We start from the raw sequence: 25825 nt of genomic DNA, 5'->3' as shown, positions 1-25825 counted from the left end.
ACCAACGAATTACAACGGGGGAGGGGGCCGTTAGGTCCCCTTCTTCGTTCCCTTTTTCTTAGTTGTTCCCTTCTTCTTGGTCGTCGACTTTTTCTTAGCAGGAGTCTTTTTCTTGGTCGTCGATTTCTTCTTGGCAGCTTTCTTTTTGGCTTTCTTCTTTTTCTTCGGGGCAGGTCCCTTGGCGGCCTTTTCGGCGAGCAGGTCCACCGCTTCGTCGAAAGTAATTTCCTCAGGCATCATGCCCTTACGCAGTGAGATATTGGTTGTGCCGTCGGTGATGTAAGGGCCGAAGCGACCGTCGAGAATCTGCACCGGTTTTTCAGTTACTGGCGAAGGCTTATCGTACACTTTCAGAGGCGGTTTCTTAGCTGCACCGCGGCCACGTGTTTTGGGTTGGGAGAGCAACTCGACCGCTTTTTCGAATGTCACGTCCAGCGGGGAAATGCCCTCAGGGAGTGAGCGAGTCTCGTCGCCACACTTCACATACGGTCCATACCGTCCGTTGTGCGCTAGAATCGGCTGGCCACTGCGTGTGTCAGGCTTTTCTTTGCCTTCTTTGTCCTTCACCGGCGGCACCACGGCATGGTTGCCTAAGTCGCGTGGCAGGGTGAGCAGCTTGAGCGCTGTTTCGAGATCGATGCTCTCAGGCTCCATGCCTTTGAGCAGTGACGCGTTCTGCGGCTTCTCGTCCTCGTTGTCGGGGTCACCACGTTGGATGTAGGGCCCGAAACGACCTGTCTTCAGGTAAACCGGCTTTTTGGTTTCTGGGCACACGCCCATCGGCTCGTCAGCCAACTGAGCTTGGTCGAGCAGCTTGAGAGCCATCTCGATGGTGACCTCATCGGGGCAAGTATCTTCCACCAACGAGGCGGTCCGATCGCCCTGTTCGATGTACGGCGAGTAGCGACCCACGCGCACGTAGATGTCTTCGCCATCTTCCGGTTTGCCGATGTAAATACGACTGATTGCGGCCGGATCGATCTCGTCGATCTTATTCTCTAACTGCTTCTTGAGGCCCGGCTTGCCGTTGCCGAAGTAGAAATTCTCCAAATATTGCAGCTGCTTCTCTTCGCCACGACTGATCGAGTCGAGGTCGTCCTCCATCTGAGCGGTGAACTGATAGTCCACGAGCCCGCCGAGGTGATCTTCCAGCAAGCGAACCACCGAGAATGCCACCCAGGTGGGCACCAACGCGCTGGCCTTCTTGAACACGTAATTGCGTGCTTGAATCGTATCGATAATCGACGCGTAGGTACTCGGGCGACCGATGCCTCGTTCTTCAAGCGCCTTGGTAAGCGACGCTTCGCTGTAACGGCCGGGCGGCTGGGTGATATGCTCTTTGGCTTCCAGGTTCACACAGCTCAGCAGTTCGCCTTCTTCCACGCTTGGCAAGACTTTTTCCTGATCGGCAAGCACCGCGTTGGGATCGTCAGAGCCCTCGACGTAAGCTCGCAAGTATCCGGGGAAATCAATCGTCTTGCCGCTAACGGTGAACTTGCAGCCTTCGCCCTCGATGGTGATCGCAATCCTGCGGCCGCGAGAGTCCGACATCTGACTGGCGATCGTCCGTTTCCAGATGAGGTCGAACAGACGGAACTCATCCGTGTTGAGCTTGCTCTTCATCGCTTCCGGCAAGCTGAACGGGTGGCCGGCTGGGCGAATCGCTTCATGAGCTTCCTGAGCGTTCTTGACCTTGCCTTTGTAGATCCGTGGCTCTGCAGGCAAGTAGTCCTTGCCGTAGGTTTCGTCCACCAGTTTGCGGGCATCCTCGATAGCAACCTTCGCAAGGTTGGTCGAGTCAGTACGCATGTAAGTGATGTGACCGTTTTCGTACAGGCTTTGCGCCACCTGCATCGTGCGACGTGCCGTGAAGTTGAGTTTACGATTGCACTCTTGTTGGAGTGTGCTTGTCGTGAACGGCGCATAGGGCTTCGTACTGTAAGGCTTTTCTTCGACCTTAGTGACACGGAACTCACCACTGCGGATTTTCTCGGCCAAACTTTGAGCAGCTGCCGCGTCCATGTGATGGAAGTCGTCCGACTTCAGCTTGCCAGTGTTGGAATCGAAATCCTTACCGGCAGGGATTTTCTTGCCGTCCACCGAGACGAGCGTCGTTTCCAGTTGTTGCTTGTCGCTCTTGGCGAAAGTGCCAAGCAAATCCCACCAACTACCCGACACAAACGCCATGCGTTCGCGTTCGCGTTGAACGATCAACCGCACGGCGACGCTTTGCACACGGCCGGCAGATAGCCGTGGCTTCACTTTTCGCCACAATAGCGGCGAGACTTCGTAACCGAACAGCCGATCAAGAATGCGACGAGTTTCCTGAGCTTGCACTAGGCCTTGGTCTACCTCGCGCGGCTCGGCGAGAGCTTCGTCGATGGCGCTCTTGGTGATCTCGTGGAATACGAGTCGATGTACCGGAACTTTGGGCTTGAGCAATTCCAGCAGATGCCAACTAATGGCTTCCCCTTCGCGATCTTCATCTGTCGCGAGGTACAAAGCGCTGGATTTCTTCAGTTCATCCTTGAGCATCTTAATGTGTTTGGTCTTGCCCGGCGGCACGACGTAAATGGGCTTGAAGCCATCGTGCACATTTACGCCTAGACTGGCCCACTTCTCTCCCTTGTATTTGGCGGGAATTTGGGCGGCGCCTTGGGGCAGATCTCGCACGTGGCCGATACTCGCTTCCACGCGGTACCCCTTGCCCAGGAACTTGCCAATGGTGCGCGCCTTAGCCGGTGATTCTACGATCACAAGCGCTTGGCCGGAGGATGCTTCTTTTTTCTTCGCCATAACTATTGGGAGGGGTGTGCTGAGGGTCTTAGGGAGTGCTCTGCTATGTTCTGCGTTGGCTTAGTTTGCTGCCCATGTTTGTGTTATCTGTTATCTGGCTGCTCTCAGTATTATCTGATTGGCAGGGCTGCTTTCGTGAGGGAAGTCACCCTAGCTTGCGTCATCGGTCTAAACCATATGAGCGTTCGCTCACAATCGAATCGCGATGCCTTTCAGGCCAACAGTGCTCGTGCGAGCAACTATCGAGGCACCAAATTGGACCTAGAAGCCACTATTCGAGACTTCTGAAATCGCCCACACTACTGATTGGGATTGCATTTACGTCAATCTCACCTAGAATCACGCGATTACCGGCACCAAGCTAAGCCAGCTCTATGAGCAAGCTTGCATCGTAAACCGGACTGATCAATCAATACTTAGCTGCGGTGCGAATTGTCAACCCTTCGCCCGACCAGATTTTTCAAATTAGGATGCTCACATGGCGAGCTCGTTTGGTATTTTCCGCAAGCACCAGAAGGTTTTTATGGCCATCGCGGCCGTGCTTTGCATGATTATTTTTGTGTTCGCCAGCGCGCTAGACGGTAGCGGTTCGAGCGGTGGGCGAGGTGCGACAAACCAGGTGGTGGCCACTTGGGATGAGGGCAGCATCGATGAAAACAGGCTGCAAAACCTCGTCGAGCAACGAAATATCACCAACGAATTCCTGCGTCGCGTCTACTTCACCACCACGGAAGTTGAAGAACAACAGTCTCCGCCTCAACCGATATTTCTAATGAACGTCGAGGGCATGCCCGCCATCCAAATGCAGGGGCAGGCTATTGATTTGGAAGTGATGAGTGAAGTGGCTCAGAAAGCAGGACTCTCGGTCACCCCCGGTATGGTCACGCAGTATATCCAGCATTGGAGTCGTGGTCGTGCGGACAGCGATCGCATTAAGGAAATCTTCGAAAGCCTAGGCCGTGGGCGCGGGCGGACTACAGAAAAAGTGGTGTACTCCACGTTGCAAAAGTTACTTCTCAGCTACCATTTCCGTAAGAGCTACGAAGATCCCTCGCTCGTCATGCTGCCAGTAGATCGCTGGGACAATTGGCGGCGGGTGAACGAGCAAGTCTCCGTACAAGCTGCTGTCCTGCCAATTGAGGACTTTCTGGCCGATGTGCCGGAGCCGACTGATCGTCAATTGAAGGATTACTTCGAGCAGTACAAGGATCGCAACTCCAATGTACGCGACTCGGTGCAGGGCCGCATCATGCCAGCCCGCGAGCCGGGCTTCGCCTCCGCACCGCGGGTGCGCCTGCATACGCTCAAAGCGAGCCCCGTGGATTGGCGTAAAAAGTTCCTGGACGAAGTTTCCGACAAAGATGTCGAAAAGTTCTACGAGGACAACAAAGACTTGCAATTTGTGAAGCCCGCAGGCAGCGACGACGAAGAAGAGGAAACCTCTGAGGACTCTTCCGAAGACGAAGCTTCCGAAGAAGATGTCGCCATGCCTAATGTAGACGAAGCCGATAGCGACGGCGAAGACAAGCCAGAGAGTGTGTCCGAGGAATCTGAAGCGGAAGAATCTGAAGAAATTGAAGAGGAGTCAGACGCCGAAGAGACCACAACCGTATCTGAGGAAACGACTTCCGGCGAAACGGTCACAGACGAGTCCGAAGCCGAGGAGACAGTCACAGAAACCATAGAGACTGCTACTGATGAATCCGTGAGCGAAGAAGAGGAGGAGGAAGAGGAAGTAGTCGAAGAGACAACCGTGGAATCAGGCTCTGATACCTCGGAAACTGAAGAAGTTAGCGACGACGTTGAAACCACAGAGGGCGACACTGAACAGGGCGACGGCCGCTATGGACCCACGGAATATGTGGCACTCGACAATAAACTGCGAAACGAAATTCGCGAATATCTAGCTGGTGTCAAAGCAGCGGAGGCGGTGCAAACCGCCATGGAGAATGCGGAGCAAGAGCTCTCCAATCAATTCATTTCCTACGGCATTGCCCGAGTGACCGCTGAAGAAAAAGGCGAAGACCCGCCCGAGGTTCCATCGCTTCTGAAAAACATGAAGCCGCTAGGTGAAAAGTACGACCTTGAGTTCGAGAAGCTCGCCATGATGACCCAGGCCGAGCTGGCAGAGAATACGCTGGTCGGACCTAGTCGTGAGGTGTCTGGCGAGCAACGCCCGGTAGCCCTGTTTGCTTTCAATGGCTCGGATCTCTACGAGCCGATCATGACGAGCGAGCAAACCAGCCAGCCAATGTATAGCAACTTCTACCTCGTGGTACGCGTCGAGGAAGAACTACGCGAGGAACCCGTATTCGCAGACGTTCGTGAAGAGGTCCTAGATGCCTGGAAACGCAACGAGGCAATGAAACTGGCCGAGGCTAAAGCCGACGAATTGGCCGCAGCTTACGAGAAGTCGGAAGAAACTTTCTTCGAGTTCTTTGACTCTAAGAAGATTGCCGTAGAAACCACCGACCCGTTCGCGTGGTTGACATTCCAGCCCAACACGGCCGGTAGACGCCCCCCGGTGATTAGCGAGGTACCGGGCATCGAGAACGCCGGTGAAGAGTTCATGGAAACCGTCTTCTCGTTAAAAGACGAAAAAGCCGCTGCCACGATGAATCACGACCACTCAGCAGCGTACGTGGTTAAGATCCACGGCCGTGAGCGAACCCAAGACCAGCTTCGCAGTATGTACCTGATCGAAGCAAATAGCTGGTTGGGCCAGAACTCCATGCTGCAGGCCGATCGCCAAAAGTTCACCAGTAGTGTTCAAGAGCGAATCAAAGAACGCATCGGGTTCGAATTCAACGAAGAGTGGATGGAACAGGCGAACGAACGCGAGTAGCAGAAAAACTCATACTTTGCCGGGAAACGAGCCACACGTGCAACGTCACCGTTAGCCGCCGAGCTTGCTCGACGTGGAGTCCCCAACAGGTTGGATCACCCGCGGCGACCAAGGTCGTCGGCTAACGGCCCCATCGCCTACCCCTGATTATCAGGCTTCAAGACGATCGTCGAGAGCGGCGGCAGTGTTAGTTCTAGCGAGAATGGTCGGCTGTGGCTTTCCATGTCGTCGGCGGTCACACCTGGGTAGTTGCCCACGTTGCTGCCGCCGTAGTACGCTGAGTCGGTATTGAGAATCTCACGATACCATCCGCCTGAGGGAACACCAATGCGATAATTCTCTCGCACCACAGGCGTGAAGTTGTGGATTACGACGGTGAAATCGTTGGGGTCCTTCGCACGCCGCACGTAGGCCAAGATGCTGTCGGCATGATTATGACTGTCGAGCCATTCGAAGCCAGTGTGCTCGAAATCGACTTCGTGCAGCGACTTTTCCTCACGATACACCCGGTTCAAATCGCCCACGAGCTTCTGCACGCCCTGATGGGTTTCCCACTCCAAGAGGTCCCATTGCAGCTCACTGTTGCAGTCCCACTCCTCCCACTGGGCAATCTCGCCGCCCATGAACATCAGCTTCTTGCCGGGATGCGTCCACTGGTAGCCGTACAACAATCGCAGGTTCGCAAAACGTTGCCAGAGATCGCCAGGCATTTGGTCGAGCATCGAGCCCTTGCCGTGGACCACTTCGTCATGCGAGAACGGCAGAGTGAAGTTTTCCGTGAAGGCGTAGATCAACGAGAAGGTTAGCTCGTCGTGATGGTACTGGCGGTGGATTGGCTCGTGCCGCATGAATTGCAGCGTGTCGTTCATCCAGCCCATGTTCCACTTGAGGCTAAAGCCCAATCCACCCACGTAGGTCGGTCGCGAGACGCCACCCCAGGCAGTTGATTCCTCGGCAATGGTCAGCGTGCCCGGATGCTGCAAGTGACACTGCTCGTTGAATTCCTTGAGCAGCGAAATCGCTTCCAGGTTCTCGCGGCCGCCGTATTGGTTCGGGACCCAATCACCATCTTCTCGGCTGTAGTCGAGGTAGAGCATCGAGGCGACCGCATCCACACGCAGCCCATCGATGTGGTACTTGTCGAGCCAAAACAGTGCATTGGAGGTCAGGAAGTTGCGGACCTCGTTGCGTCCGTAGTTGAATACCTTGGTGCCCCAGTCAGGATGCTCGCCCTGGCGTGGGTCGGCATGCTCGTAGAGGGCCGTGCCATCGAAATTTGCTAGCCCGTGGCCATCTTTTGGAAAGTGAGCAGGAACCCAGTCGATGAGCACGCCGATGCCATTCTGATGGCAGTGATCGACAAAGTACATGAAGTCTTCAGGCGTGCCATAGCGACTGGTGGCGGCATAGTAGCCGACCGTTTGATAACCCCAACTACCCGTAAATGGGTGCTCGCTAATGGGCATCAACTCAAGATGCGTGTAGCCCAACTCTTTGCAGTAGTCAACCAACTGGTGGGCTAGGTCGCGGTAGTTCATCCACTGGCCGTCGCCATTGCCTGTGCCCTCGTGATTCTTTCGCCAACTGCCTAAGTGAACTTCGTAGATCGACTGTGGCGCGTCGAGAGCGTTGGCACCTTCGGCACGCGTGTCGATCCACTCCTTGTCACCCCATTGGTAGTCGTCGAGCGATGTGACGATATTGGCTGTGCGGGGCGGAACTTCTGCGGCAAAGCCGTAGGGGTCGCACTTCTCCAGGATGTTCCCATTGTTCTTGAGCGAGTACTTGTAAAGCAGCCCCACATCGACACCCGGCAGGAATAGCTCCCAGACGCCCGTGGGGATATGCTTCCGCATGGCATGCTTGCGGCGGTCCCAGTCGTTGAACTCGCCGATGATGCTGATACTCTCGGCATTCGGGGCCCAGACGGCGAAGTTCACGCCTTTGACGCCGTCTATTTCGCGCAGATGGGCACCAAGTTTGTCGTAACTCTGCCAGTGGCGACCTTCGCCCAACAGGTACAGATCGTAATCCGTGAGCAGGGGCGGGAACGCGTAGGGGTCGTGCGAGGTCTCTTGTTTGCCGGAATTCTTCATAGCTTTGAGTTGGTAATTGAGTCCAAGTGCTTGATTGTTGATTTCTGGCGAGGTTATTGCCTCGAAAATCCCCGCGGGATGGATGCGCCGCATAGGCTGCGAGCAGCCCTCGTGGGGATCGACCAGCCACATCTGCTGGGCATCGGGTTGGAAGGTTCGTACCGCCAGGGCCTGCCGTCCTCCCTCGGTGACCTCGTGAGGCCCCAACACGGCGTGCGGATTCGCGTTGTACCCGTGAATCACTGATCCGAGAGCGCTAACGTCAACTTGAGTATGCACGACGACTTATCCTGAATGCTTGTTGTACTGGAAAAGCAGCGTCAATGCTGCTGAAAATCGGCTCGGAGGGACAAAACGCCCGCACCGAGCTCCTGAAGTGTATTGGCTTGAATATTCCCTAATTCGCTGCCATGCTTGAGGTTGCGATTGATCCGAGGCTCTCCGAGGCCCTTCGCAATCGCTCTTTAGCAGCCACCACGAGTCCTGGGCTATGAGGCGAGTCGATCCGCCTCTGACGCCGAGTCCTGCGATTTCGTACCGGGACTTCTCCAGCGACGCTCGCGGCGATCTTGTATTGGGGCGTCTTGGCTGTCGTCTCAGTGCTGGTTGTAGCGGCCTGTTCTGGGGCCTGTTCACCCGCCGCATCGAATGCAGTGCCGAACTGCCAAAGTCGGCAATCCATGTCATGGAACTTGAGGGCACCGTCCACTCGCCGCCACAAGTCGTCGTCGCGCACCGGGCGCAGCTTACCGAAGCGTTCCCACTTCCACTGCCGCTCTCGCCATTGGGGCAGGCCTCGCTTGAGGCCTCGGCTCACGTAGCGGCTCTTAGTGACTAGTGTCACTCTGGCAGGGCCGTCGAGCGATTCTAAGGCTCGCACGACGGCTAACAGCTCAAGTCTCTCAGGACAAGCCGTAGACTCGACCCCATTGGCGGAGAAGCGTCGATTGGTCAGCACGTCCTGAAGGACAAACCTCCAAATGGCTACGTCTTGTTCATCTCGACTCGCTTCGGAGAAGAGCAGGTAATGCGTCGGGGAGGTCATCATCGGTGTTTCGCCCAGTCTGGCGAGTTGCATAGCCGGGGGAGGAAGTTTGGCGATGTCTCGCGGATACGCCTTGCTCACCAAGTCCCTGGGAGCAACAGCAGTGGGACAATCCATCGGAGACGCAAATCCGTCGCGTAACCATCAAGGACGCTCGCCTTGACTAAAAGAAGACATCGGCACGCTTTGCGCAGTCACTCCAGATTAACATGTGAAATGCTAGCAAAAAGTTGACGGGCGGTTGTTGGAGATGTGGCTGGAATGGGCGAAACGAGTTCCGGCAAGGCCTACCGACGGGTCTCGCGTGTGCCACTGTTGGGGCAAGCCAGCAGTGGCACTCTAGCAGCTAGCCTGCTCACTTAGGCTCGACGACGCTTGCTGAGCCAGCGATGCCGCGAAAAGCGCCGATGATCTGGTTGTTCCCTGCTGCGCTCACGTGATAGTGGTAACCGCGAACGTCATCGTAGTGCCCGCTGCACTCGTCCAAGCCTTTGGGCTCTTTCTCGTCTTCGTCCAAGTGGGCATAAATGCCAAAGCCGTCCAAAGCGTAGCCGATCAACGGCGCGTGACCGTCTGCTTGCTCGATCTCTTTGGTTTTGCCAGTGGCCGCATGGTAGTGATATCCGGCGTGCGGATTGACGTGTCCGCCTGAATGATCAAACGGGGCGATCGTGTGAGCTTTGATGATCATGTGAATGGGCGCTGGCGGATCGTACTTGACGCCGTTGAACGCTACCCCCACAGGACCATGTCCGTCGCCGACTCGATGGGGATCGGTCGCGATCGACCGATAAACGGGATTCACAGGAATGACGTAAACGTTATGGTTGCTCTTCCACCCAACAACATCAGGGGGACACTCGACAGCGTGATTGTGGTAGCGAGGATCAACGTTGGGTCGCGCGGCCAAATCAAACGCTTCTTTGGTGTCGGTGACTTTGATACTGCCATCTTCGCGCACGAGATTCCACTGCGGGTCGTCATAGAGCTCGTCCAAGTGAGCAACGAATTCGCCAGAGACATCGTAGACATGGCCGTCCTTGATCCAAATGCCACCCTTTTCCTTGCCGTCGGTCACATGCTTGGGCGCCCACGGGCCGATCTCGTGATCCGAGGGAACAGCCTTCGTCGTAACGACGTAGCACTCGGCTTTGCTGCCGTCGCTAAGCGTTCGCATTTCCTTCTTGATAGGCTCGATCAGGCTATCGGCAATGAAATGGTCGGGGTTGACCGGCTGAACGACTTTCTGAGCAACCGTTTCCCCCTTGGGGCCACAACCGAGGCTTAGAACTGCCGAGCCTAATAGCAGGCACCAAAAGGGATAACTAGGTATGCAGTAATTGGTCATTTCGGTTCTCCTGAAATTCGCAGATTGTATTCGCATTCATTCACGCTAACCTTCCACCACCTCGCCCAGGATTTCCGGCAAATCCCCACAGCCACGTACCTCCTCCGCCAACCGCGGATGAACAAACAGCCGTACCATTTTCACGTGATCATCGAACTGCTCCTTCGCCAGCGTCCTTACGACCGGCGAAATATCTCCTAACCGCCGGTAGGAATTTGACTTCGCATCGAAGACTTCCATTTCGAACTGCACCTCTAACTCAACCGGAGGAGCGTCAATCAACAACTCGTGCGGCTCGATCGTGCAACCCAGCTTGCTGCTAAGCCGCTCAGCCAATCGCTGTGAAGACTTCACCAACTCACTGAACGGCTGGTGCGCAATTTTCTGAAATAGCTCGGGGGAATCGAACGAGCTATATTGAGCGACCCGCTTATAGAGACGGCGTTGGGGGCCGAAGAGGCCGTCGATGAGCGCCTCGCTCGGCGTGCCAGCCGTCGCGGCCAGCAGTGCATCAGTCATGGAACTGTCGGTCAGGGTGAGCATGCTTTTCAGGGCGGCGTGTTCACGGGCCTCGTAGTACCCGCGTTGCAACATCGCAGTGGCGGAACGTACTGCATGGTGCCAGTAGACCTCGCTGAACATCACATAGCGGGCAAAGACCATCATCTCGGCAGCGGTTTTCCCTTTCGTGGAAATCGCGATTTTCTCGCCTGACTCGTTCATACACAGGCTTTGCATCAGCCGTCGCGAGTCGAAGTTCTGCCCGTAGGGCACGCCCGCGTGCAGGCTGTCGCGGCGCAGGTAGTCGATCTTGTCCACGTCAATCGGCCCGCTGAGCATACTACCTACCGTCCGCTCGGCCGCGTTTCGTGGCTTGCCGCTGAGTAGATGCAGAATCTCGCCCGGGCTGATTCCCCAGTCTTCTTTGAGTGCCTTTGTGAGACCGGCTTCTTCCAATTGCGTAGCCGCTGCTTCTTCATGGCTGGGCAGGTTCTTCAGTCCGATATCCTCAATCGGATGGCAAAACGGCCAGTGTCCAAGGTCGTGCAACAATGCGGCAACCAGAAAACGCTCTGCCATCGGCTCATCGACCACTTTGCAAAAACGCTCGTCGCGGCACAGACGGTCAAGAAATTGCAACGCCGTGCGATACACGCCAAGGGAGTGCTCGAATCGCGAATGCCGGGCAGCTGGGTAAACGTGCCCTACTAGACCCAACTGACTGATCGAAGCCAAGCGGCGGAAAGGTGCCGTGTCGATTAAGCGTTGCACGCGTGGTGTGACAGGCACATCGGTCTCGGGCGGAATACGAATGACGCTGCTTCCGCCCCGCAGCGCAACAACCTCCGGGATCTTATCGATGCCGTTCATGAGCCCAAGATGCCACTTGGCCAGTCCATACCAGGCAACAGAGTTAACCCCATAATGAGCCGCAGCAGCGCGGTTGCCACTATGTAGAGGGCGTAGTGAAAGAAGGCTGAAAAGGGTTCGAGATCGAAACACACAAACGCGGCGAATGTACCCATGAGCATAATAGGCACGGTCAGCCCCACCAGGGGCACCATCTCTAGCCCTGTCTGCCAAGAATCTTCGTCAAAGATTTGACCGCCCACAAAAATGAACACGCCCCACAGTAATGCGTAAACCAAGCCGCACGATAGACAGCGGATGTAGAGTGCGGAGCCTTCGTAGCTGCCTAGTTCATCGTCCTTCAGGAATGAGTAGCCTGCGTACGCGATCGGTGGCCCAAGCAGAATCGCCCCGGCAGTGAGCACGTAGATAGTCATCTCGCCCAGGTCGCTAAAGCGGGCGAGCAGTGCGATGGCGAGAGTCATCACTACGGTGCCGATGATCACCACTAGCATATTCATGCCGAGCTTCGTCTCGGTACGAGCGATCGGCTTGAGAACCGAGCGACCTTTGGAATCCTTGGCGCCCGCTTCGAGCTCCGGCGCATGGATGATCACCTCATCACCGGCCGCAGGGATTTCGATGGGGCCTTTGCACTTGGGGCATGCCCCCGTCTTGCCAGCGTGCTGATCGCCTACCTTGAAGCGTGTATGACATTTAGGGCAGATTACATTAATCGGCATGAGGTAGGCTCTGCGAAGAGAAGGGATCTGGGTAGAGAAGGCGTTTCAGAGTGGAGCTCCTAGTTTCGACAGCAGTGGGAGCTGAGTCAACCGACGCGCCCGGGGAATCGAGCACGAAACCACCAGGATTCCGCTGCTGCTCCGATGTGCCCGACGCTAGCGAGTACGGCTCAATCTTGAAACGACATTACTCATACGCTTTGAGATCGTCTTCGGTGAGTGCGATGAATCCCTTGTTGGCGAGCGTATCGGACGCCATGTCAATATTGTCTACCATGAGGGCAACCGCCGGACGTCCATTGGGGCCGGGCAGCAGTGGATAGACTTGCGTGATGTTAATCTCTGCCTGCAGCAGCGCGGTACAAACCTGCAACATCGGTTGGTGGCTATCGGGCAATTCCACGCCAATGAGGTCGGACTCGACAATCGGTAGCCCAGCCCGTTCTAGTACTTCGCGCCCTTGCTCAGGATCACTCAGCAAGAATCGAGCGACAGCGTATTCAGTGGATTCAGAAATCGTCAGCGCCACGATCCGCACGCTACTGCCTTCGAACCGCCGGACAACTTCCAAGAGCTGGCCCACGCGGTTCTCAAGAAAGACGGTGAACTGCCGGATAGAGGGATAGCCCCGCCCACGCATGGTGAGTAGATCGACTCCCTCGCCTTCATCAGAACCCAACATTGCATGATCCTCCTTGGCGGCCTGCTTGCTAGAACTGCGGCAATACATTGCCAGCCTTAAATTACCCAAACCGCGGGTCGCACACAATATAAGCCCACCGCGTAGCCGCTGCAACGTGAAGTGCATCTCACGGCAGCAGCTCTAGTTCAAGCAATCAGTATCTAGGAGAACGGACTCGCATAATCTACGATACAGTGTCCTTGAAGCTGCCACCACTTGCAGACTACCACTACTGAAGGATGACGCTATGGCCGAGCATGAATTTGAACTGGAAGTTCGCTATTACGAAACAGACGGCCAAGGGGTGGTCCATCACGCCAATTATTTTCAGTATTTCGAACTCGCCCGCGTGGAAATGCTCAAAGCCTACGGCCATGAGTACGCCGACCTGGAACGTGACGGCATTCTGCTGGTCGTCCACAGCATCTCCTGCCGCTACCACCGCCCTGCCCTGTTCGGCGATCGGCTGCGGATACACACAAGTGTGACCAACATCACCATGGCCCGCTTGGAACATGACTACAAAGTGTTCCGTGGCAACGAGTTGCTTGCTGAGGGTGTCAGCACACTCGCCTGCATCGACAGGAACGGCAACATGCGCCGCATGCCGGAGATATTCTTCGTGGACGTCGAAAGTGGCGATCCGGCTTCTTAATACAGTCCACAATTCAGTGAACCATAGAGGACGCAGAGGTACACGGAGCAGTGCCTCAGAGAATGGGCTCTGTGGGTATAGATGGAAATCCTAGAGTAACTTATGAGCAATAAGACGGTATTGATGATCGTCGGCGACTATGTCGAAGACTACGAAGCGATGGTCCCAAAACAGATCTTGGAGACCCTTGGCGTTGCCGTTCACACGGCCTGCCCCGACAAGAAAGCCGGCGAAACGGTCGCCACGGCCATTCACGATTTCGAGGGCGAGCAAACTTATAGCGAAAAGCGTGGCCATAACTTTGCCGTGAATACGGACTGGCAATCGGTTAAAGAGGCCGATTACGACGGCCTCGTCATTCCCGGCGGACGTTCTCCAGAGTACCTGCGACTCGATGAGCGAGTGCTGGAAATCGTGCGCGATTTCGCAAAACACGAGAAACCGTTGGCGGCTACCTGCCATGCGGCTTATGTCTTGACGGCAGCCAACGTGGTGCGCGAAAAAAAGTGCCAGGCGTACCCAACGCTGCGGCCCGAGTTAGAACTGGCTGGCGCCGTGTGGGTCGAGCCCAGCGAGGGACTAGATAGCGTGCATGTAGATGGCCATCTGGTGACCGCCCCTGCATGGCCGGCCAACGCGAACTGGATGCGTGAGTTTGCGCGCCTGCTAGGCATCGCTCTTTAAGAGATCGGCCTTTTTGGAACCGATTCCTACAACCAAAAAAACCCGGCGTTGGCATCCGTTGCCAACGCCGGGTTCTATTAATCTTGCTTCCGTACTCGATCAATAAATGAGGGCTTCCCTGCCCTCAAGAACGCAGGCAGTCCATGCCGCGTACGGGACTCAAACTGCCTGCGGATTAGCGGTAAAATACCCAATAGACCGCAAGCGTGTAAGGCTCTGAGTTACGCAACCAATCGAACTTGGCTGTGCATTTCATGGACACCGCACATGAACTCTTCGAAGATACGTTGGTCGAGAGCTGAGGCGGTTTCCGCTTCAGGATGGAACTGAGTGCCGAAAGCGAACCAGTCTTCCTGAGTGCTCTCGATGGCTTCGATAATCCCATCAGGGCAACGGGCGGTGACCATGAAGCCGGGAGCGACTTCGTCGACGGCCATGTGGTGCATGCTATTTACACGCAGTTCGCCATCACCGTAGACGCGGTCCATGATCGAACCAGCGGCCAATTCTAGAGTGTGGCGATGCGAAGGATCCAATGGATCGCGGTGAGGCAAGGCATTCGGCATGTCCTCAGGGATGTGCAACATAAGATTGCCGCCCTGAGAAACATTTAACAGTTGCATACCCGAACCTACGCCGAACACAGGCATGCGGCGCTCAGCGACGAGTCGCATGAGGCAGCGGTCGAACGACTCGCGGCGAGGATTCTGCAGTCGAACTGTCGGATGAAGCATCCAACCGTCGCGACGTGGATCGAGATCGGCACCGCCAACTAGCATCACACCGTCAAGCCGGTCTAGCATGTCGGCAATATCTTGCTCGTCGTCGTAGGGGGGAATCACAACCGGCAACCCGCCGGCTTTAAGAATCGCATCATAGTAGCCTGAGGCTACATAGGTAAAAGCAGACGAATCGTTACTCGCCTGACGGTAATCTGCATTAATTCCAATTAAAGGCTTCGACATAGTCTCGCAGTCCTTCCCACGCCATCATTGGCGCTAAGCCGTATTTCCCAACCGGTGCGATGACGACCAATGCGAAAGAGAGAAGCCCATTCACACACAATGTGCGTGAAGAAAACCATCGAAATAAACCACTACGACTAGCGGACTGCCAACGCACACTTTATCCGAGAGGATCGGACATTTTTTGGGGGGGGAGGGTGCAACCTACGAACTAACTGTCTGCACGACTGATGAACAGTGGCAAACATACTGCGGCTCCCAAGTCCCTGGGTTGTTGCTAGCATCCATACAAAATGTGTGGCGACCAAATTGCGTCCACCCACTGGTTCCCAAATCCCTGGAACCTGCATCTGGAGCGAAACGCGTTTATTTTTCGACTTCCCTATCGTTCTGGTCTCAAGCTCCTTTTGGCTGGCAACCGTTGTCACGCGGTCTGTTGCTTGGAGGACTGCAAGTCAGGGGGAGAGAATAAGCTATGCGAAATCCTTTGCAAGGGAATTCGCTATGTTGGGCCAAAATAACTTTTGCTAGCACAACATGGCAGGAAATCGCTGTTGCTGGGCCTACTAGCCGACCAACAGATTTGCGACCAATTGGTACCCAATGAGAAAGATCCCTGCATCAACCACGGCATGACTCAACCAGGGTCCCAGAAGCGAGTCAGAACGCTGATACAACCATGCCCAAGCAAGTCCGCCCGTAGCCACAGCCAGCGAGAACACCCAAGTCGCCCAGTGGGCGAAACCAAAGAACTTGCCTAGCACTAACACGTGATGCGCCATGAAACCAAGTGAGGAGATCACAATCGCGCTATTTACAGAGACCCAGTTTTTGAGCTTCTGAAAGACAAACCAACGCCAGTAATACTCTTCCAGCAGGGAATGGAAAACTGTGTAGAAGAGGCCCAGGCAGACGTATTTCAAAGGCGTATTCATCCCCATCCCTGCAACTTTTGCGCGGATTTGCTCAGCAGCCGGGGCAAAGAATGGCGCATCGCGCAGTACGAAATGAAACAGCGCCAAGCCGGCCACTGCGACAACAACGCCAAATGCTAGGCCAATTCCGAGTCCGGCTTTGCTTCGCGCGAACCACTCAAATCGCTTTCGCTGAATGAGAAACACCCAAACAGCAGGGAGAGCGAATTGAAAAACTTTCGCCACCGCAAACACTGCTTGCTGGACTCCGGCTTCTGCCGATTCCGCTTTGAAGAAGTAGGCCCAGGTGATCAAAGAGGGCAGCACGATCGCGACGACTAAGGCGATCAAGTCGGCCCGACTTTTCTGCGGATGGTTATCTGGAGAACTCATACCACCTCAAGGGTAGTCGGCTATGGCTCGTTTACCAATGCAGATTCCGCTGGTATCGTTGAAGCAGAACGCTCAGCCTGCCGAAATCGACTCGACTCTCATGAAATACTCCCAAGTTTGCCTGGAAGCCTTCGGCTACACCTTGCCCGAGGAAGTGGTCACCACCGACGCACTGGAGAGCAAGCTCGCTCAAGGCTACCAGCGACTTCGTTTGCCCGAGGGCCGGCTGGAGCTCATGACTGGGATTCGCGAGCGGAGATTTTATCCGCCCGGCACGACTCCTGGCTCGGTGAGCGCCACTAGCGCTGCCAACGCGATTCAAGCCAGCGGTCTCGATCCTGGTGAAATTGGCGCACTGGTCCACGGCTCGGTGTGTCGCGATTTTCTCGAACCGGCAACAGCATGTGGCGTGCATCATGCACTCCGCCTGCCGCAGTCCTGCATGATCTACGATGTTTCCAACGCTTGCCTCGGCGTACTGACAGGCATGGTACAGCTCGCCAATATGATTGAACTGGGACAAATCAAAGCCGGGCTCGTGATGGGCACAGAGTGTGGCCGGACCCTCGTGGAGAATACCGTGCGGCGAATTAACGAGGACGAGTCCGTCACTCGAAAGAACATCAAACTGCTCGTTGCCTCGCTCACGATTGGCTCGGGCAGCGTGGCGGCGGTGCTTTGCCATGAGAGCATCAGCAAGACGGGTAACAAGCTTCTGGGGGGAGCAGTCACTGCCTCGACCGACCATCACGAATTGTGCCAGAGCGAAGGCCTGGAAACCTTTATGCAAACCGATAGCGAGCAACTCATGCGCCGTGGCGTGGCCGCTGGCGGAGCGACGTTCGATCCGTTCCTAGCCGAACTCGACTGGACGCGGGAGGACATCAATCGCACCGTGTGCCACCAAGTGGGAGTCGCCCACCGAAAAATGCTGTTTGAGGAATTGCAACTGGAGGAAGCGCTCGATGTTCCGACGCTCGAAACACTCGGAAATACCGGAGCAGCTGCCTTGCCGCTCACGATGGCGCTCGGCGCGGAAGCAGGGCAATTCCAACGAGACGATTCCGTGGCCATGCTGGGCATTGGATCGGGCATCAATTGCCAAATGCTGGGAGTTCGCTGGCAAGAGTCCCGCGTCGTTGGGAACGCGAAGTCATTGCAGTACGAGCCAATGCAGTAAGGGGTTTTTCACCGAATTTAGTGGGTAACTTCGCAATCTTTGATAAGATCCTATCTCGAACTACCCCGCAGGGGTTTCATACCATGGCTCAGGGCAACCGACGCGAGCCTAGGCGAGCTAGGGACGCCCTGGGTTTGTACACAACCGCAACCAGCGACCGAGCACGACGTGTTGACTACCAAGCCGCATGACCGAGGTCGCAACGGAGGCGAGACAGCGATGGTTTCGACCTCGACAACGCACGTTAGGTGGGCAACGCATGGTGCTCGGTCGATGAATACAAATGGCACCAACTCCTAGGGTAGGTCAAAGCTCGCTTAGGCTCGCTGTTGAGCAACCCTAGACTACGTTGCGCAACGCCTTCGGCGTATTTTTTCTAACAGCGAAGAGATACTTCATTCACTTGCCCACCAAATTCGGTTAAGAAGCCAGTAAGGAGCACCGTGGGAGCTGTGCTATGCGACTGGCGGAAACCTTGGGGCTGCGAGATTTATGTTGCCTCTGGTGACAGCGTTCTGGAACGCCTGATGAAGCAGGCTGACAATCGTTTCCTCGCTCAGGTTGCGCATTTCTCTCTTACCGAACAGTCCACCTCCCTTTTAATGCAAGCTTGCACCAATGCCGGAACACCTCTATCGCTGGGACAATTGGACGACCCGCTCGAGGATCGACAACCGGCTGCACCGTTTCTCACTGACCGCACCACGTGAGCTAAACCCGGATGAGAGACACCTGAACGCGATTATCTCGCATTGGGTCTCTACCGACGGAACGTCTTGGGAACCTTGGGGGGCGGCCCTCTCTCCAGGGAAGGAGGGGGCACCCGATGAGCAAGCCGTCTGGAGCGGTTCGGCAGTAGACTTGCCGACAGGACTGGCACTCTTCTATACCGGAGTCAGCCGCGGCCCGCAGAGTCGACAGACTATTTGTGTCGCGTTCTCGGGCAACGGTCGTGACTTTATCAAGCACCCCACCCCGATCCTAGAACCTTGCCCAGATGGCTATGACATCACGGACACTGATGGGGTAATCATGTCCTGGCGAGACCCGCATGTCTTCAACCTCCCCGCCGACAACTCTTGGCACATGCTCTTCGGTGCGAAACATACCGGTGATACGCCCCGGGGAACAATCGGTCATGCCGTTGCAGAGGATGATACCCTCCTGCGTTGGAACCTCCGTCCTCCCTTAGACCTGCCGAGTAACTATACCCAGATGGAATGTCCCTCCATCCTCCTCTCCGGGAAACAAATCTTCCTCGTCTGTTCTAGCAAGGATCACCTCGTCCCCGATGAAAAACAGGCCGGTCTAGCGACTCGGGTCTTCTCCGCCAAAGACATTGACGGTCCTTGGAAAGCAGCCGGACCAGATGGGTCTGATTTGCTCTTGGACTGGCGAGCTCACTGCTACGCCCTGGCTTTTCTTCCGGCGGACCCGTCGAACAATAGTGCGGCGCTAGCCGGTTTCTCTACCCGCAACGCAGAGCGACCCTATTCCTGGTCGCCGCCATTGGCGGTACATCGCGAGGGAGACCGGTTGATACTGGATAACCCTTGATGGGGGTTTGAGCAGTAACGGAACCCAAAGCCTACGCTAAGGACCGTTGCTGAAGCCCAATACCTTCGGACAGCGGAGCTCTACAAATTGGTAGAGTTCACAACGCAGACGAGCGAAGTGAGAGCCCAGTAGAAGCATCGACGAGCCGTTTGCTGCGACAAACGCTAAAGCACAACTATCGCAACAATAACCGCCAGCACGGCGACCACTGCTACGCCTACCACTGGGTACACCCAAACGGGCGTGCCGTACTTGGGACCGGAGAACCCAGGTGGGTTGAGCGGATCGAAGGTGTCGTTCATCGTACGCACCGGGCGGCGGGTTTCTTTCTCGTCGTCTGCGAATGCTTCTTCGATTAGCGAAACCAACGGGCCCACCGGCTTTGGATCGGTCTCTGGCGTGGAGGGCGAATCGTCTAGATCGTCGCTGGAGTCCTCTTTACTTGGCGAATCGTCTTCAAGCGGTGCGAGGCCAATGTCTTCTTCGGGTTCATTGCTGATTGGCGCGGATTTCCCACTGCTACCGGAACCCTTCGATCCGCTCCCTGCACTACTACCCATGGAAGCTGCAAAGCGTCGATATACATCGCTGCCAACTCCTCCCGAATCGCTCTCAGATCGCTTCCCACTACCACCGACCTCGGAGCCCCGATCGGCAAGCCAATCCGTGAGCACGTTGTTCACTTCACCGGCCGTTTGATATCGATCGTCGATCGACTTCGCCATCATACGAGTACAAATATTGATCAGCGAGGGAGGTGCGTCGGGTCGATCATTGAAAATACTTGGGGCCTGCTCGACCTGATGCTTGAGCAGCCGTTCGGAAATAGTTCCGTCTGGAAACGGCGGGTGCCCCGTGAGCAGGTAGTAAAGCGTGCAGCCGAGGCTGTAAATGTCCGCTCGATGGTCTGCCTTGTGACTGTTAAGCGCCTGCTCGGGCGCGAGATAGTCGGCTGTACCCAGAACGTTCTCGTTGTTTTCGAGGGTCAGCGAGGCCTCGTCGCCAATCAATCGAGCGAGCCCCATATCCAGTAGCTTCACGGTCCCTTTTCCGTCGAGCAAACAATTGGCTGGCTTGATGTCGCGATGGACAAGTCCCATTTCGTGAGCGTGGTCTAGTCCGCGAGCGACTTGCGCGATGTAGTCCGCCGCCGCCTCGAACTTCAGGGGCCCGTCCTCTTTTACTACGACGTGCAGATCACGGCCTTTGACGTACTCCATGACCAAGTAGTGTGTGTCGCCGTCATGGTCGATGTCATATGCTCGGACGATATTCGGATCATCCAGCTTTGCCGCCGCACGAGCTTCGATTCTGAAACGCTCTAGATAAGAGGAATCGGCAACCCGATTCTTCGGTAGCACTTTGATCGCCACCTTGCGTTTCATGAGCATGTGCTCAGCCAAGTAGACTTGGCTCATGCCGCCCTTGCCGAGCAGGCTGAGCAACTTGTACTTACCTAGGATGAACCCTTTGTGCTTGCCGGCTAGTAGCTTGTCTGCCTGCCACTGCGTCAGCAAGTCTGCCCCGATGAGGGCCTGGGCTTGATCTTCTTTGGAACTTGGCAGCTTGCCGTCATGCTTTGCAGTAAGCTCGCCAAGGAACTTTTCTAGACGTTCCTTCTCGACCAGCTTGCTGCGTCGTACGAGATCTAAGAATTCACTGGCCACGTTTGTATCTTGTCAGCCGAGGTTGGGGCAGCAGCAAATAAGCGAAGTAGCGCGCACTGTCAACAATGCGTCTTGCCTCACACCCTAAATCGCTACGTGCCAATTTGCCTGATGAGATTGCTCTATTCCTTCTAAGCCACGCCATTCACCCTCGCGACGTGGGCCTACCTAAAGTTTAGCCCAGATTGACGTTATAGCTAGCGTCCGCCCGCGAATACCCTACTCTCCCAGGGAATCGACCGCTGGGCGAATGAGACGATCGTCGAAATAGTTCACCTCCATGCCTGCATCAACAACAATCTGCTGGGCTGTAATGCCGCTGGATCGCGGGCTCAACAGGAAAGTAGCTGCCGCGGCGGCCTCCTCAGTCTTTATGGCCCGGCCACGCAGGGTGGCACGTTCTGCATAGAGATACGAATCCACATAACCGGGAATACCGGCCGAAGCACTGGTCTTCAAGAGACCTGGAGCAACGGCGTTAAACCGCACTTCGGAAAATTTGCTAAACGACTTCGCTAGAAAAGCAAGGCTCGAATCGAGAGCCGCCTTCACTGGTGCCATAAACCCATAGTTCTCACTTGCCATCCGCGTAGTCGAAATGGAGATCGTCACCACCGAAGCATCACGGGTGAGCATCTCCTTGAGGGCATTGGATAGTGCGATGAGTGAGTAGCAGGAGATATCGAACGTACGCAGCAACTGCTTGCGGCTCGTTTCATGAAAGGGGATCATCCCCCGCTCGTCGTAATCGGCGAAGGCAATGGAATGGACAAAGCCGTGAAGCACTCCATACTTTTCCTTCAAGGATTTTGTCAACTCGTCGATCTGCTCCTGGAATTCGACATCACACACATGCACCTGCGCACTACCTGTGAGCTTACTGACTGACTCGTGACGCTCCGGCGAGCGCACCACATACACCACTTCCGCGCCAGCTTCTTCCAACTGCTTGGCGATGTGGTAGGCAACGCTCTTGCGATTCGCCACGCCAAACACGGCTATGCGTCGTCCCTCGAGTTGTAGAAAATCGGCAGGCACGCGCGGCTCCTAGCTGGCTGAAGTACGTGGGGCGAGCGTACAGGCGAAGTTGAAGCGCGTGGCCACTTTGCCACGGACGGTCGCCTTGGCGGTTAAGAAGAACGCACTGGAAACTTGCTCGTCGAGTGTCACCTCGAAGTCCACCGTGTCGCCAGGCAGCACCATATTCTTAAATTTCACATTGTCAGCCCGCGTTGCGACCGGCACGGTATCGCCCCCCGGCTCCGCATGGTTAGCCAACAGTACAGCCCCAGCCTGCATGGCCGCTTCGCAAAGAATGACGCCCGGCGTGAGCGGAAAGTCAGGGAAGTGTCCTGCGTACCAGAACTCTTTGCCGGTGAACGTCTTGCGGCACACAATGCGATCGTCGGACTGCTCAACGATCTCGTCGATGAGCAGGAATGGCTCGCGGTGCGGAATGGCGGCTTTGATGGCTTCTAGAGACATGTATACCTCATTACTCGTATTTGGCACAAAGTCGTGTAGGGCGCTGAGAATCGCAGAGATATGACTTCAATCGCTCTGGTGTAATGTCGGATAGCAAGTCAGCAGTTTGACGATTCCCCCTTAGAATAGCCAACAATAGTTTCTTCGCGACTCTTTGCGTTCCCTGCGCATTGCGTCTAGACCTACGAAGCCACATCTTCAGCCACCGACTTTTCAAAGCCGGCCGTTGATGCTGAGCTATTGGTCATGAGTTGGCTATCGACTTCGTTGGCCACGATCACGCCGTAGTTCATGGCCCCGAGCCAGCCGCTCATGATTATGCCGACGCTGCCGGCATGATACAGGCCGGTGATTTGTTTAGGCAGCGCACGACTGACCGCTAAGCCCTCGAATTTTGTGCCGAAGCTCGCGCCGGCGGGGTGATTGGTATAGTGCTTAAAGCTCCGCGGCGTGCTCGCTTCCACATGCACGACACGCTCGCGCACGTTGGGTACGTACTTATCCAACGCATCGAGGGTCGTCTCGCACAGGTCCTGCTTGGAGGCTTCGTAATCCACTTCTGGCAATGGCGCCCAGTCTTCAAACTTGGCGTTCGTACTACTGACGATCAAACAACGTGGCTTCTTGTGTGGGCGCGTCTTCGGATAGTAAAACGAATAAGTGCGGCTCGTAACGTCGCGGGAGAGCAACGCCTCAGTACGAAAGTACGGCGCTTCGCTGCTAAAGAGTAAGTCGCCCAGTTCGTTCACATCCAAACGATCTTCCTCTTCCAGCGCCATGTAAACTTGCGTGCTGCTATTGTTCAGTCGCACGGCCTTGGCATCGTCGATGAAGTTGCCATCGAACTTCTCTTCACCCACGAGATCGAAGATGGTTTGACGAACGTTGGCATTGCTCACTATCGCATCGCAGTGAATCGTCTTGTCATTCACTTCCACCGAAGTGACCTTACCGCGCTCGACGTCGATCTTTTGCACATTGGAGTTAATGCAGATATCCACGCCGTTGTGTTTTAGTTCAGCTTCCATCTGCCCAATGAGCTTGTCAGTGCCGCCTTGAAAGGTGAACACGCCCTTGGACATGAAATTGCTAAACACGATGCCGTAGCTGATCGCCGGATCTTCCAGCGTACTGCCATTGGCGTAAGTGATCGGCTCCATGAGCAGGCGGATCACATCTTCGCGACCAGGGAAGAACTTCTCAAAAAGCTCCCCGGTGGTCATCTGCTGATCGTCATAGAAGTTCATGCCGCGAGCCGTATCGAAGAACGCATCGACTACTTGCGGCTCCAATTTGAATTTCTCGATCAGCTGCTTTGTAAAGTCTTCGCGTGTGAAGCTAGTCCACAGCGAGAACATCGGGTTGTCAAATCGGACGCCGTCGAGTTGCACGATCGACTCAGCGATTTCCTTGGTCCAGTAACGCCGGCAGCTCTTCACCATGCCAAAGGGGAAACCGTGCAGCGAAATATCAAAGATGTGCCCGCCCGGTCGCTTGAACCAAGTGGCCATGCCGCCCAGCTTGTAGTGCTGTTCCAACAACAGCACCGAGCGTCCCTGCCGAGCCAGAATATTCGCCGAAGTGAGCCCCGCCAGTCCGCTACCGATCACGACCACATCGTATCGGTCCTTGGCATCTTTAAGAAAATCGCGGGGCATACTGGCTTCCAGGTAGCTAAATTCGTTACATTTGAGGTAGTGCTTGAGGCCTTCTACGATACTCCAGCGACTGACGTCGGGCGAGGGGGCTGTCATTTTGCATTAAAATAGGACAACCGTTTTCTCTACTTTCGAATTGAGCCCTATGCCACTCCCCGTTGTAAAATTGCTTTCCATGTCCCTCCTGGTTCTTGCCCTTGGTTCGTCCAGTGTCGCTGACGAGCTTCCCCTGCTTCTCACCGAACAGTTCGAGAACGGAATGGATCGTTGGGAAACCACCGACTCCAAGGCCGGATCGCAGGTTTGGAAGATCGCCGAAGTAGCACATTCCACCGAAGGCAATTCGCGAGAAAATCATGTGCTTCGCGTAACTGGCAAGAGCACGTACAAGCCTCCCTACCGCAGCCCGCACAGCATTGCTTGGCTGAAGGACACCATTGAGGGCTCGGTTGAAATCTCAGCACGGTTGCAGAATACGAATCCCACCGCCGGTGGGCACCGCGATTTGTGTTTGTTCTGGGGCGGGCAGGACGCGGCTCACTACTATTACGTGCATTTAGGCGCGAAGGCCGACCCCCACGCTTGCCAGGTGTTTATCGTGGACGGCAGCGCTCGTAAGGCGATCACTCTGGAAAACGAGAACACGACACCCTGGACCGAGGATTGGCATCAAGCCAAAGTCAAACACAACACCGCGACGGGACTCATCGAAATCTTTTTCGATGACATGAAGAAGCCTCGCATGGTCGCTCGCGATAAAACGTTCACTTGGGGCCGCATCGGCCTGGGGACATTCGACGATCACGGCAACTTCGACGACGTTACGGTGCGGGGCGTTCGCAAGAGCGAGAATCAGCCCGTGACACGCGGGGAACTCACCGAGAACGGTGCCGTGATTCGGATCGATGGCAAACCATTCACGGAGTATCTCAAGAATTCTGGACACCAACCGGTTATTTGGCCAATCATCGGCCCGACGGGCAAGGCAGTCACCCGTTCCTATCCACTGGGACCGCTCCTAGATCACGAAGTGGACGACCATCCGCATCACCGCTCGCTTTGGTTCACGCACGGAGATGTCAACAATATCGATTTCTGGATCGAACCCGAGGCTAACGGCCCCATTGAGAGAAAGGGCTACATCGTCCACCAAGAATTCAAAGAACTCTCCGAGCAGGGTCCAGATCTGCGCATTGTCACACGTAATGATTGGATTAGCGATGAAGAAAAGATACTTGAGGATGAGCGAACAATCGTTTTCGGTGCGGACGCAGACGGCTCGCGTTGGATTGACTTCACCGTCCTGTTGAAAGCCACAGTGGGCGACGTGATCCTAGGCGATACGAAAGAGGGCTCCTTCGCCGTGCGTGTGGCTGGCGCTATGAAAGTCAATGAAAAGCTCGGCGGCCAACTACTAAACAGTGCAGGCCAAACCGACAAAGCCGCGTGGGGACAGCCTGCCACCTGGGTCGATAACACCGGGCCCCTCGGTGAGAAAGACACGACGCCTGTCGGCATCACGATATTCAGCCACCCACAAAACTTTCGACACCCGAGCCTCTGGCACGCACGCGACTACGGCTTAGTAGCTGGGAACCCATTCGGCCAGAAGCATTTCCCTCCGGGCGATTTGAAGCAAGGCGCTGCTACAATGAAACAAGGAGACACTTTGAAACTGCGATACAAAGTGTGGATTCACGCTGGTCGGTTAGATCGCGAACAAATCGATACCAAGAGTGAGAGTATCTTTGACTAGGAGTCT

At 55.5% G+C, this 25825-nt stretch carries 19 protein-coding genes; 6 read left to right on the top strand and 13 right to left on the bottom strand.

From position 1 onward, the window contains the following. Positions 1–30: 30 nt before the first annotated feature. Positions 31–2796 carry a type I DNA topoisomerase gene (gene topA, locus HG15A2_RS08700; RefSeq protein ID WP_145059721.1) on the bottom strand — a complete coding sequence of 922 codons (2766 nt, stop codon included), beginning with the start codon at positions 2794–2796 and terminating at the stop codon, positions 31–33. Positions 2797–3274: 478 nt separating this feature from the next. On the opposite strand from topA, the gene HG15A2_RS08695 reads away from it, so the two are divergent. Then, positions 3275–5641, top strand: a complete 2367-nt coding sequence (locus HG15A2_RS08695; protein ID WP_145059720.1) for a hypothetical protein — start codon at positions 3275–3277, stop codon at positions 5639–5641. A gap of 137 nt (positions 5642–5778) precedes the next feature. On the opposite strand, the gene glgB is transcribed toward HG15A2_RS08695, so the two are convergent. From glgB to HG15A2_RS08665, 6 genes are all read right to left on the bottom strand, one after another. After that, positions 5779–8016, bottom strand: a complete 2238-nt coding sequence (gene glgB, locus HG15A2_RS08690; RefSeq protein WP_145059719.1) for a 1,4-alpha-glucan branching protein GlgB — start codon at positions 8014–8016, stop codon at positions 5779–5781. A 118-nt stretch (positions 8017–8134) separates the two neighbouring features. Then, on the bottom strand, positions 8135–8899 hold the full coding sequence (locus tag HG15A2_RS08685; RefSeq protein ID WP_145059717.1) for an RNase H family protein: 765 nt from the start codon (positions 8897–8899) through the stop codon (positions 8135–8137). 238 nt (positions 8900–9137) lie between these two features. Further along, entirely contained in the window at positions 9138–10130 is a 993-nt protein-coding gene (locus tag HG15A2_RS08680; protein ID WP_218932422.1) for a YHYH protein, read from the bottom strand. Between the two features lie 45 nt (positions 10131–10175). Continuing rightward, positions 10176–11501 carry an HD domain-containing protein gene (locus tag HG15A2_RS08675; protein WP_145059714.1) on the bottom strand — a complete coding sequence of 442 codons (1326 nt, stop codon included), beginning with the start codon at positions 11499–11501 and terminating at the stop codon, positions 10176–10178. Then, complete coding sequence (locus HG15A2_RS08670) at positions 11498–12223, bottom strand: hypothetical protein (protein ID WP_145059712.1); 726 nt, start codon at positions 12221–12223, stop codon at positions 11498–11500. The genes HG15A2_RS08675 and HG15A2_RS08670 overlap by 4 nt, the downstream gene beginning before the upstream one ends. 187 nt (positions 12224–12410) lie before the next feature. Beyond that, entirely contained in the window at positions 12411–12905 is a 495-nt protein-coding gene (locus tag HG15A2_RS08665; RefSeq protein WP_145059711.1) for an acetolactate synthase, read from the bottom strand. 247 nt (positions 12906–13152) lie between these two features. Here HG15A2_RS08665 and HG15A2_RS08660 point away from each other — a divergent pair, with 247 nt between their 5' ends. Together HG15A2_RS08660 and HG15A2_RS08655 are read left to right on the top strand one after the other, a co-directional pair. Next, positions 13153–13560 (top strand): acyl-CoA thioesterase, encoded by a 408-nt coding sequence (locus tag HG15A2_RS08660; RefSeq protein WP_145059709.1) that lies wholly within the window; start codon positions 13153–13155, stop codon positions 13558–13560. Positions 13561–13662: 102 nt separating this feature from the next. Then, complete coding sequence (locus HG15A2_RS08655; protein WP_145059707.1) at positions 13663–14244, top strand: DJ-1/PfpI family protein; 582 nt, start codon at positions 13663–13665, stop codon at positions 14242–14244. Between the two features lie 221 nt (positions 14245–14465). Here the strand turns inward: HG15A2_RS08655 and HG15A2_RS08650 are convergent, their stop codons facing one another. After that, positions 14466–15209, bottom strand: a complete 744-nt coding sequence (locus HG15A2_RS08650; protein WP_145059706.1) for a gamma-glutamyl-gamma-aminobutyrate hydrolase family protein — start codon at positions 15207–15209, stop codon at positions 14466–14468. A gap of 566 nt (positions 15210–15775) precedes the next feature. Continuing rightward, the gene (locus tag HG15A2_RS08645; protein WP_145059705.1) at positions 15776–16516 is read right to left on the bottom strand and encodes a CPBP family intramembrane glutamic endopeptidase; all 741 of its coding nucleotides are present in this window, start codon (positions 16514–16516) and stop codon (positions 15776–15778) included. Positions 16517–16538: 22 nt separating this feature from the next. Here HG15A2_RS08645 and HG15A2_RS08640 point away from each other — a divergent pair, with 22 nt between their 5' ends. Together HG15A2_RS08640 and HG15A2_RS08635 are read left to right on the top strand one after the other, a co-directional pair. Then, positions 16539–17696 carry a 3-oxoacyl-ACP synthase III gene (locus HG15A2_RS08640; RefSeq protein WP_246117916.1) on the top strand — a complete coding sequence of 386 codons (1158 nt, stop codon included), beginning with the start codon at positions 16539–16541 and terminating at the stop codon, positions 17694–17696. A 618-nt stretch (positions 17697–18314) separates the two neighbouring features. Further along, entirely contained in the window at positions 18315–19253 is a 939-nt protein-coding gene (locus HG15A2_RS08635) for a glycoside hydrolase family 68 protein (RefSeq protein ID WP_145059704.1), read from the top strand. Positions 19254–19417: 164 nt separating this feature from the next. Here HG15A2_RS08635 and HG15A2_RS08630 read toward each other — a convergent pair whose 3' ends face one another. From HG15A2_RS08630 to HG15A2_RS08615, 4 genes are all read right to left on the bottom strand, one after another. Continuing rightward, entirely contained in the window at positions 19418–20920 is a 1503-nt protein-coding gene (locus HG15A2_RS08630; protein ID WP_246117915.1) for a serine/threonine-protein kinase, read from the bottom strand. Positions 20921–21139: 219 nt separating this feature from the next. Next, positions 21140–21958, bottom strand: a complete 819-nt coding sequence (locus HG15A2_RS08625) for an enoyl-ACP reductase FabI (protein ID WP_145059702.1) — start codon at positions 21956–21958, stop codon at positions 21140–21142. A gap of 9 nt (positions 21959–21967) precedes the next feature. Continuing rightward, on the bottom strand, positions 21968–22405 hold the full coding sequence (locus HG15A2_RS08620; protein ID WP_145059701.1) for a 3-hydroxyacyl-ACP dehydratase FabZ family protein: 438 nt from the start codon (positions 22403–22405) through the stop codon (positions 21968–21970). Between the two features lie 182 nt (positions 22406–22587). Next, positions 22588–24159, bottom strand: coding sequence for a phytoene desaturase family protein (locus HG15A2_RS08615; protein WP_391483912.1), 1572 nt, complete (start codon positions 24157–24159; stop codon positions 22588–22590). A 49-nt stretch (positions 24160–24208) separates the two neighbouring features. On the opposite strand from HG15A2_RS08615, the gene HG15A2_RS08610 reads away from it, so the two are divergent. Further along, complete coding sequence (locus tag HG15A2_RS08610) at positions 24209–25819, top strand: DUF6807 domain-containing protein (protein WP_145059699.1); 1611 nt, start codon at positions 24209–24211, stop codon at positions 25817–25819. Positions 25820–25825: the final 6 nt, after the last annotated feature.

Origin of the sequence: Adhaeretor mobilis (assembly GCF_007741515.1) — a bacterium.
Classification (GTDB): domain Bacteria; phylum Planctomycetota; class Planctomycetia; order Pirellulales; family Lacipirellulaceae; genus Adhaeretor; species Adhaeretor mobilis.
The sequence above is the reverse complement of the archived record's forward strand: the minus strand, read 5'-3'. Positions and strand labels throughout refer to the sequence as shown.

Bases quoted from the DNA above. Each gene is read 5' to 3' on its own strand.
- HG15A2_RS08685 (WP_145059717.1), bottom strand. From the start codon at position 8,899: ATGGATTGTCCCACTGCTGTTGCTCCCAGGGACTTGGTGAGCAAGGCG.
- HG15A2_RS08615 (WP_391483912.1), bottom strand. From the start codon at position 24,159: ATGACAGCCCCCTCGCCCGACGTCAGTCGCTGGAGTATCGTAGAAGGC.
- HG15A2_RS08670 (WP_145059712.1), bottom strand. From the start codon at position 12,223: ATGCCGATTAATGTAATCTGCCCTAAATGTCATACACGCTTCAAGGTA.
- HG15A2_RS08620 (WP_145059701.1), bottom strand. From the start codon at position 22,405: ATGTCTCTAGAAGCCATCAAAGCCGCCATTCCGCACCGCGAGCCATTC.
- HG15A2_RS08635 (WP_145059704.1), top strand. From the start codon at position 18,315: ATGCCGGAACACCTCTATCGCTGGGACAATTGGACGACCCGCTCGAGG.
- HG15A2_RS08610 (WP_145059699.1), top strand. From the start codon at position 24,209: ATGCCACTCCCCGTTGTAAAATTGCTTTCCATGTCCCTCCTGGTTCTT.
- HG15A2_RS08650 (WP_145059706.1), bottom strand. From the start codon at position 15,209: ATGTCGAAGCCTTTAATTGGAATTAATGCAGATTACCGTCAGGCGAGT.
- HG15A2_RS08640 (WP_246117916.1), top strand. From the start codon at position 16,539: ATGGCTCGTTTACCAATGCAGATTCCGCTGGTATCGTTGAAGCAGAAC.
- HG15A2_RS08680 (WP_218932422.1), bottom strand. From the start codon at position 10,130: ATGACCAATTACTGCATACCTAGTTATCCCTTTTGGTGCCTGCTATTA.
- HG15A2_RS08660 (WP_145059709.1), top strand. From the start codon at position 13,153: ATGGCCGAGCATGAATTTGAACTGGAAGTTCGCTATTACGAAACAGAC.
- HG15A2_RS08665 (WP_145059711.1), bottom strand. From the start codon at position 12,905: ATGTTGGGTTCTGATGAAGGCGAGGGAGTCGATCTACTCACCATGCGT.
- HG15A2_RS08695 (WP_145059720.1), top strand. From the start codon at position 3,275: ATGGCGAGCTCGTTTGGTATTTTCCGCAAGCACCAGAAGGTTTTTATG.
- topA (WP_145059721.1), bottom strand. From the start codon at position 2,796: ATGGCGAAGAAAAAAGAAGCATCCTCCGGCCAAGCGCTTGTGATCGTA.
- HG15A2_RS08655 (WP_145059707.1), top strand. From the start codon at position 13,663: ATGAGCAATAAGACGGTATTGATGATCGTCGGCGACTATGTCGAAGAC.
- HG15A2_RS08675 (WP_145059714.1), bottom strand. From the start codon at position 11,501: ATGAACGGCATCGATAAGATCCCGGAGGTTGTTGCGCTGCGGGGCGGA.
- HG15A2_RS08645 (WP_145059705.1), bottom strand. From the start codon at position 16,516: ATGAGTTCTCCAGATAACCATCCGCAGAAAAGTCGGGCCGACTTGATC.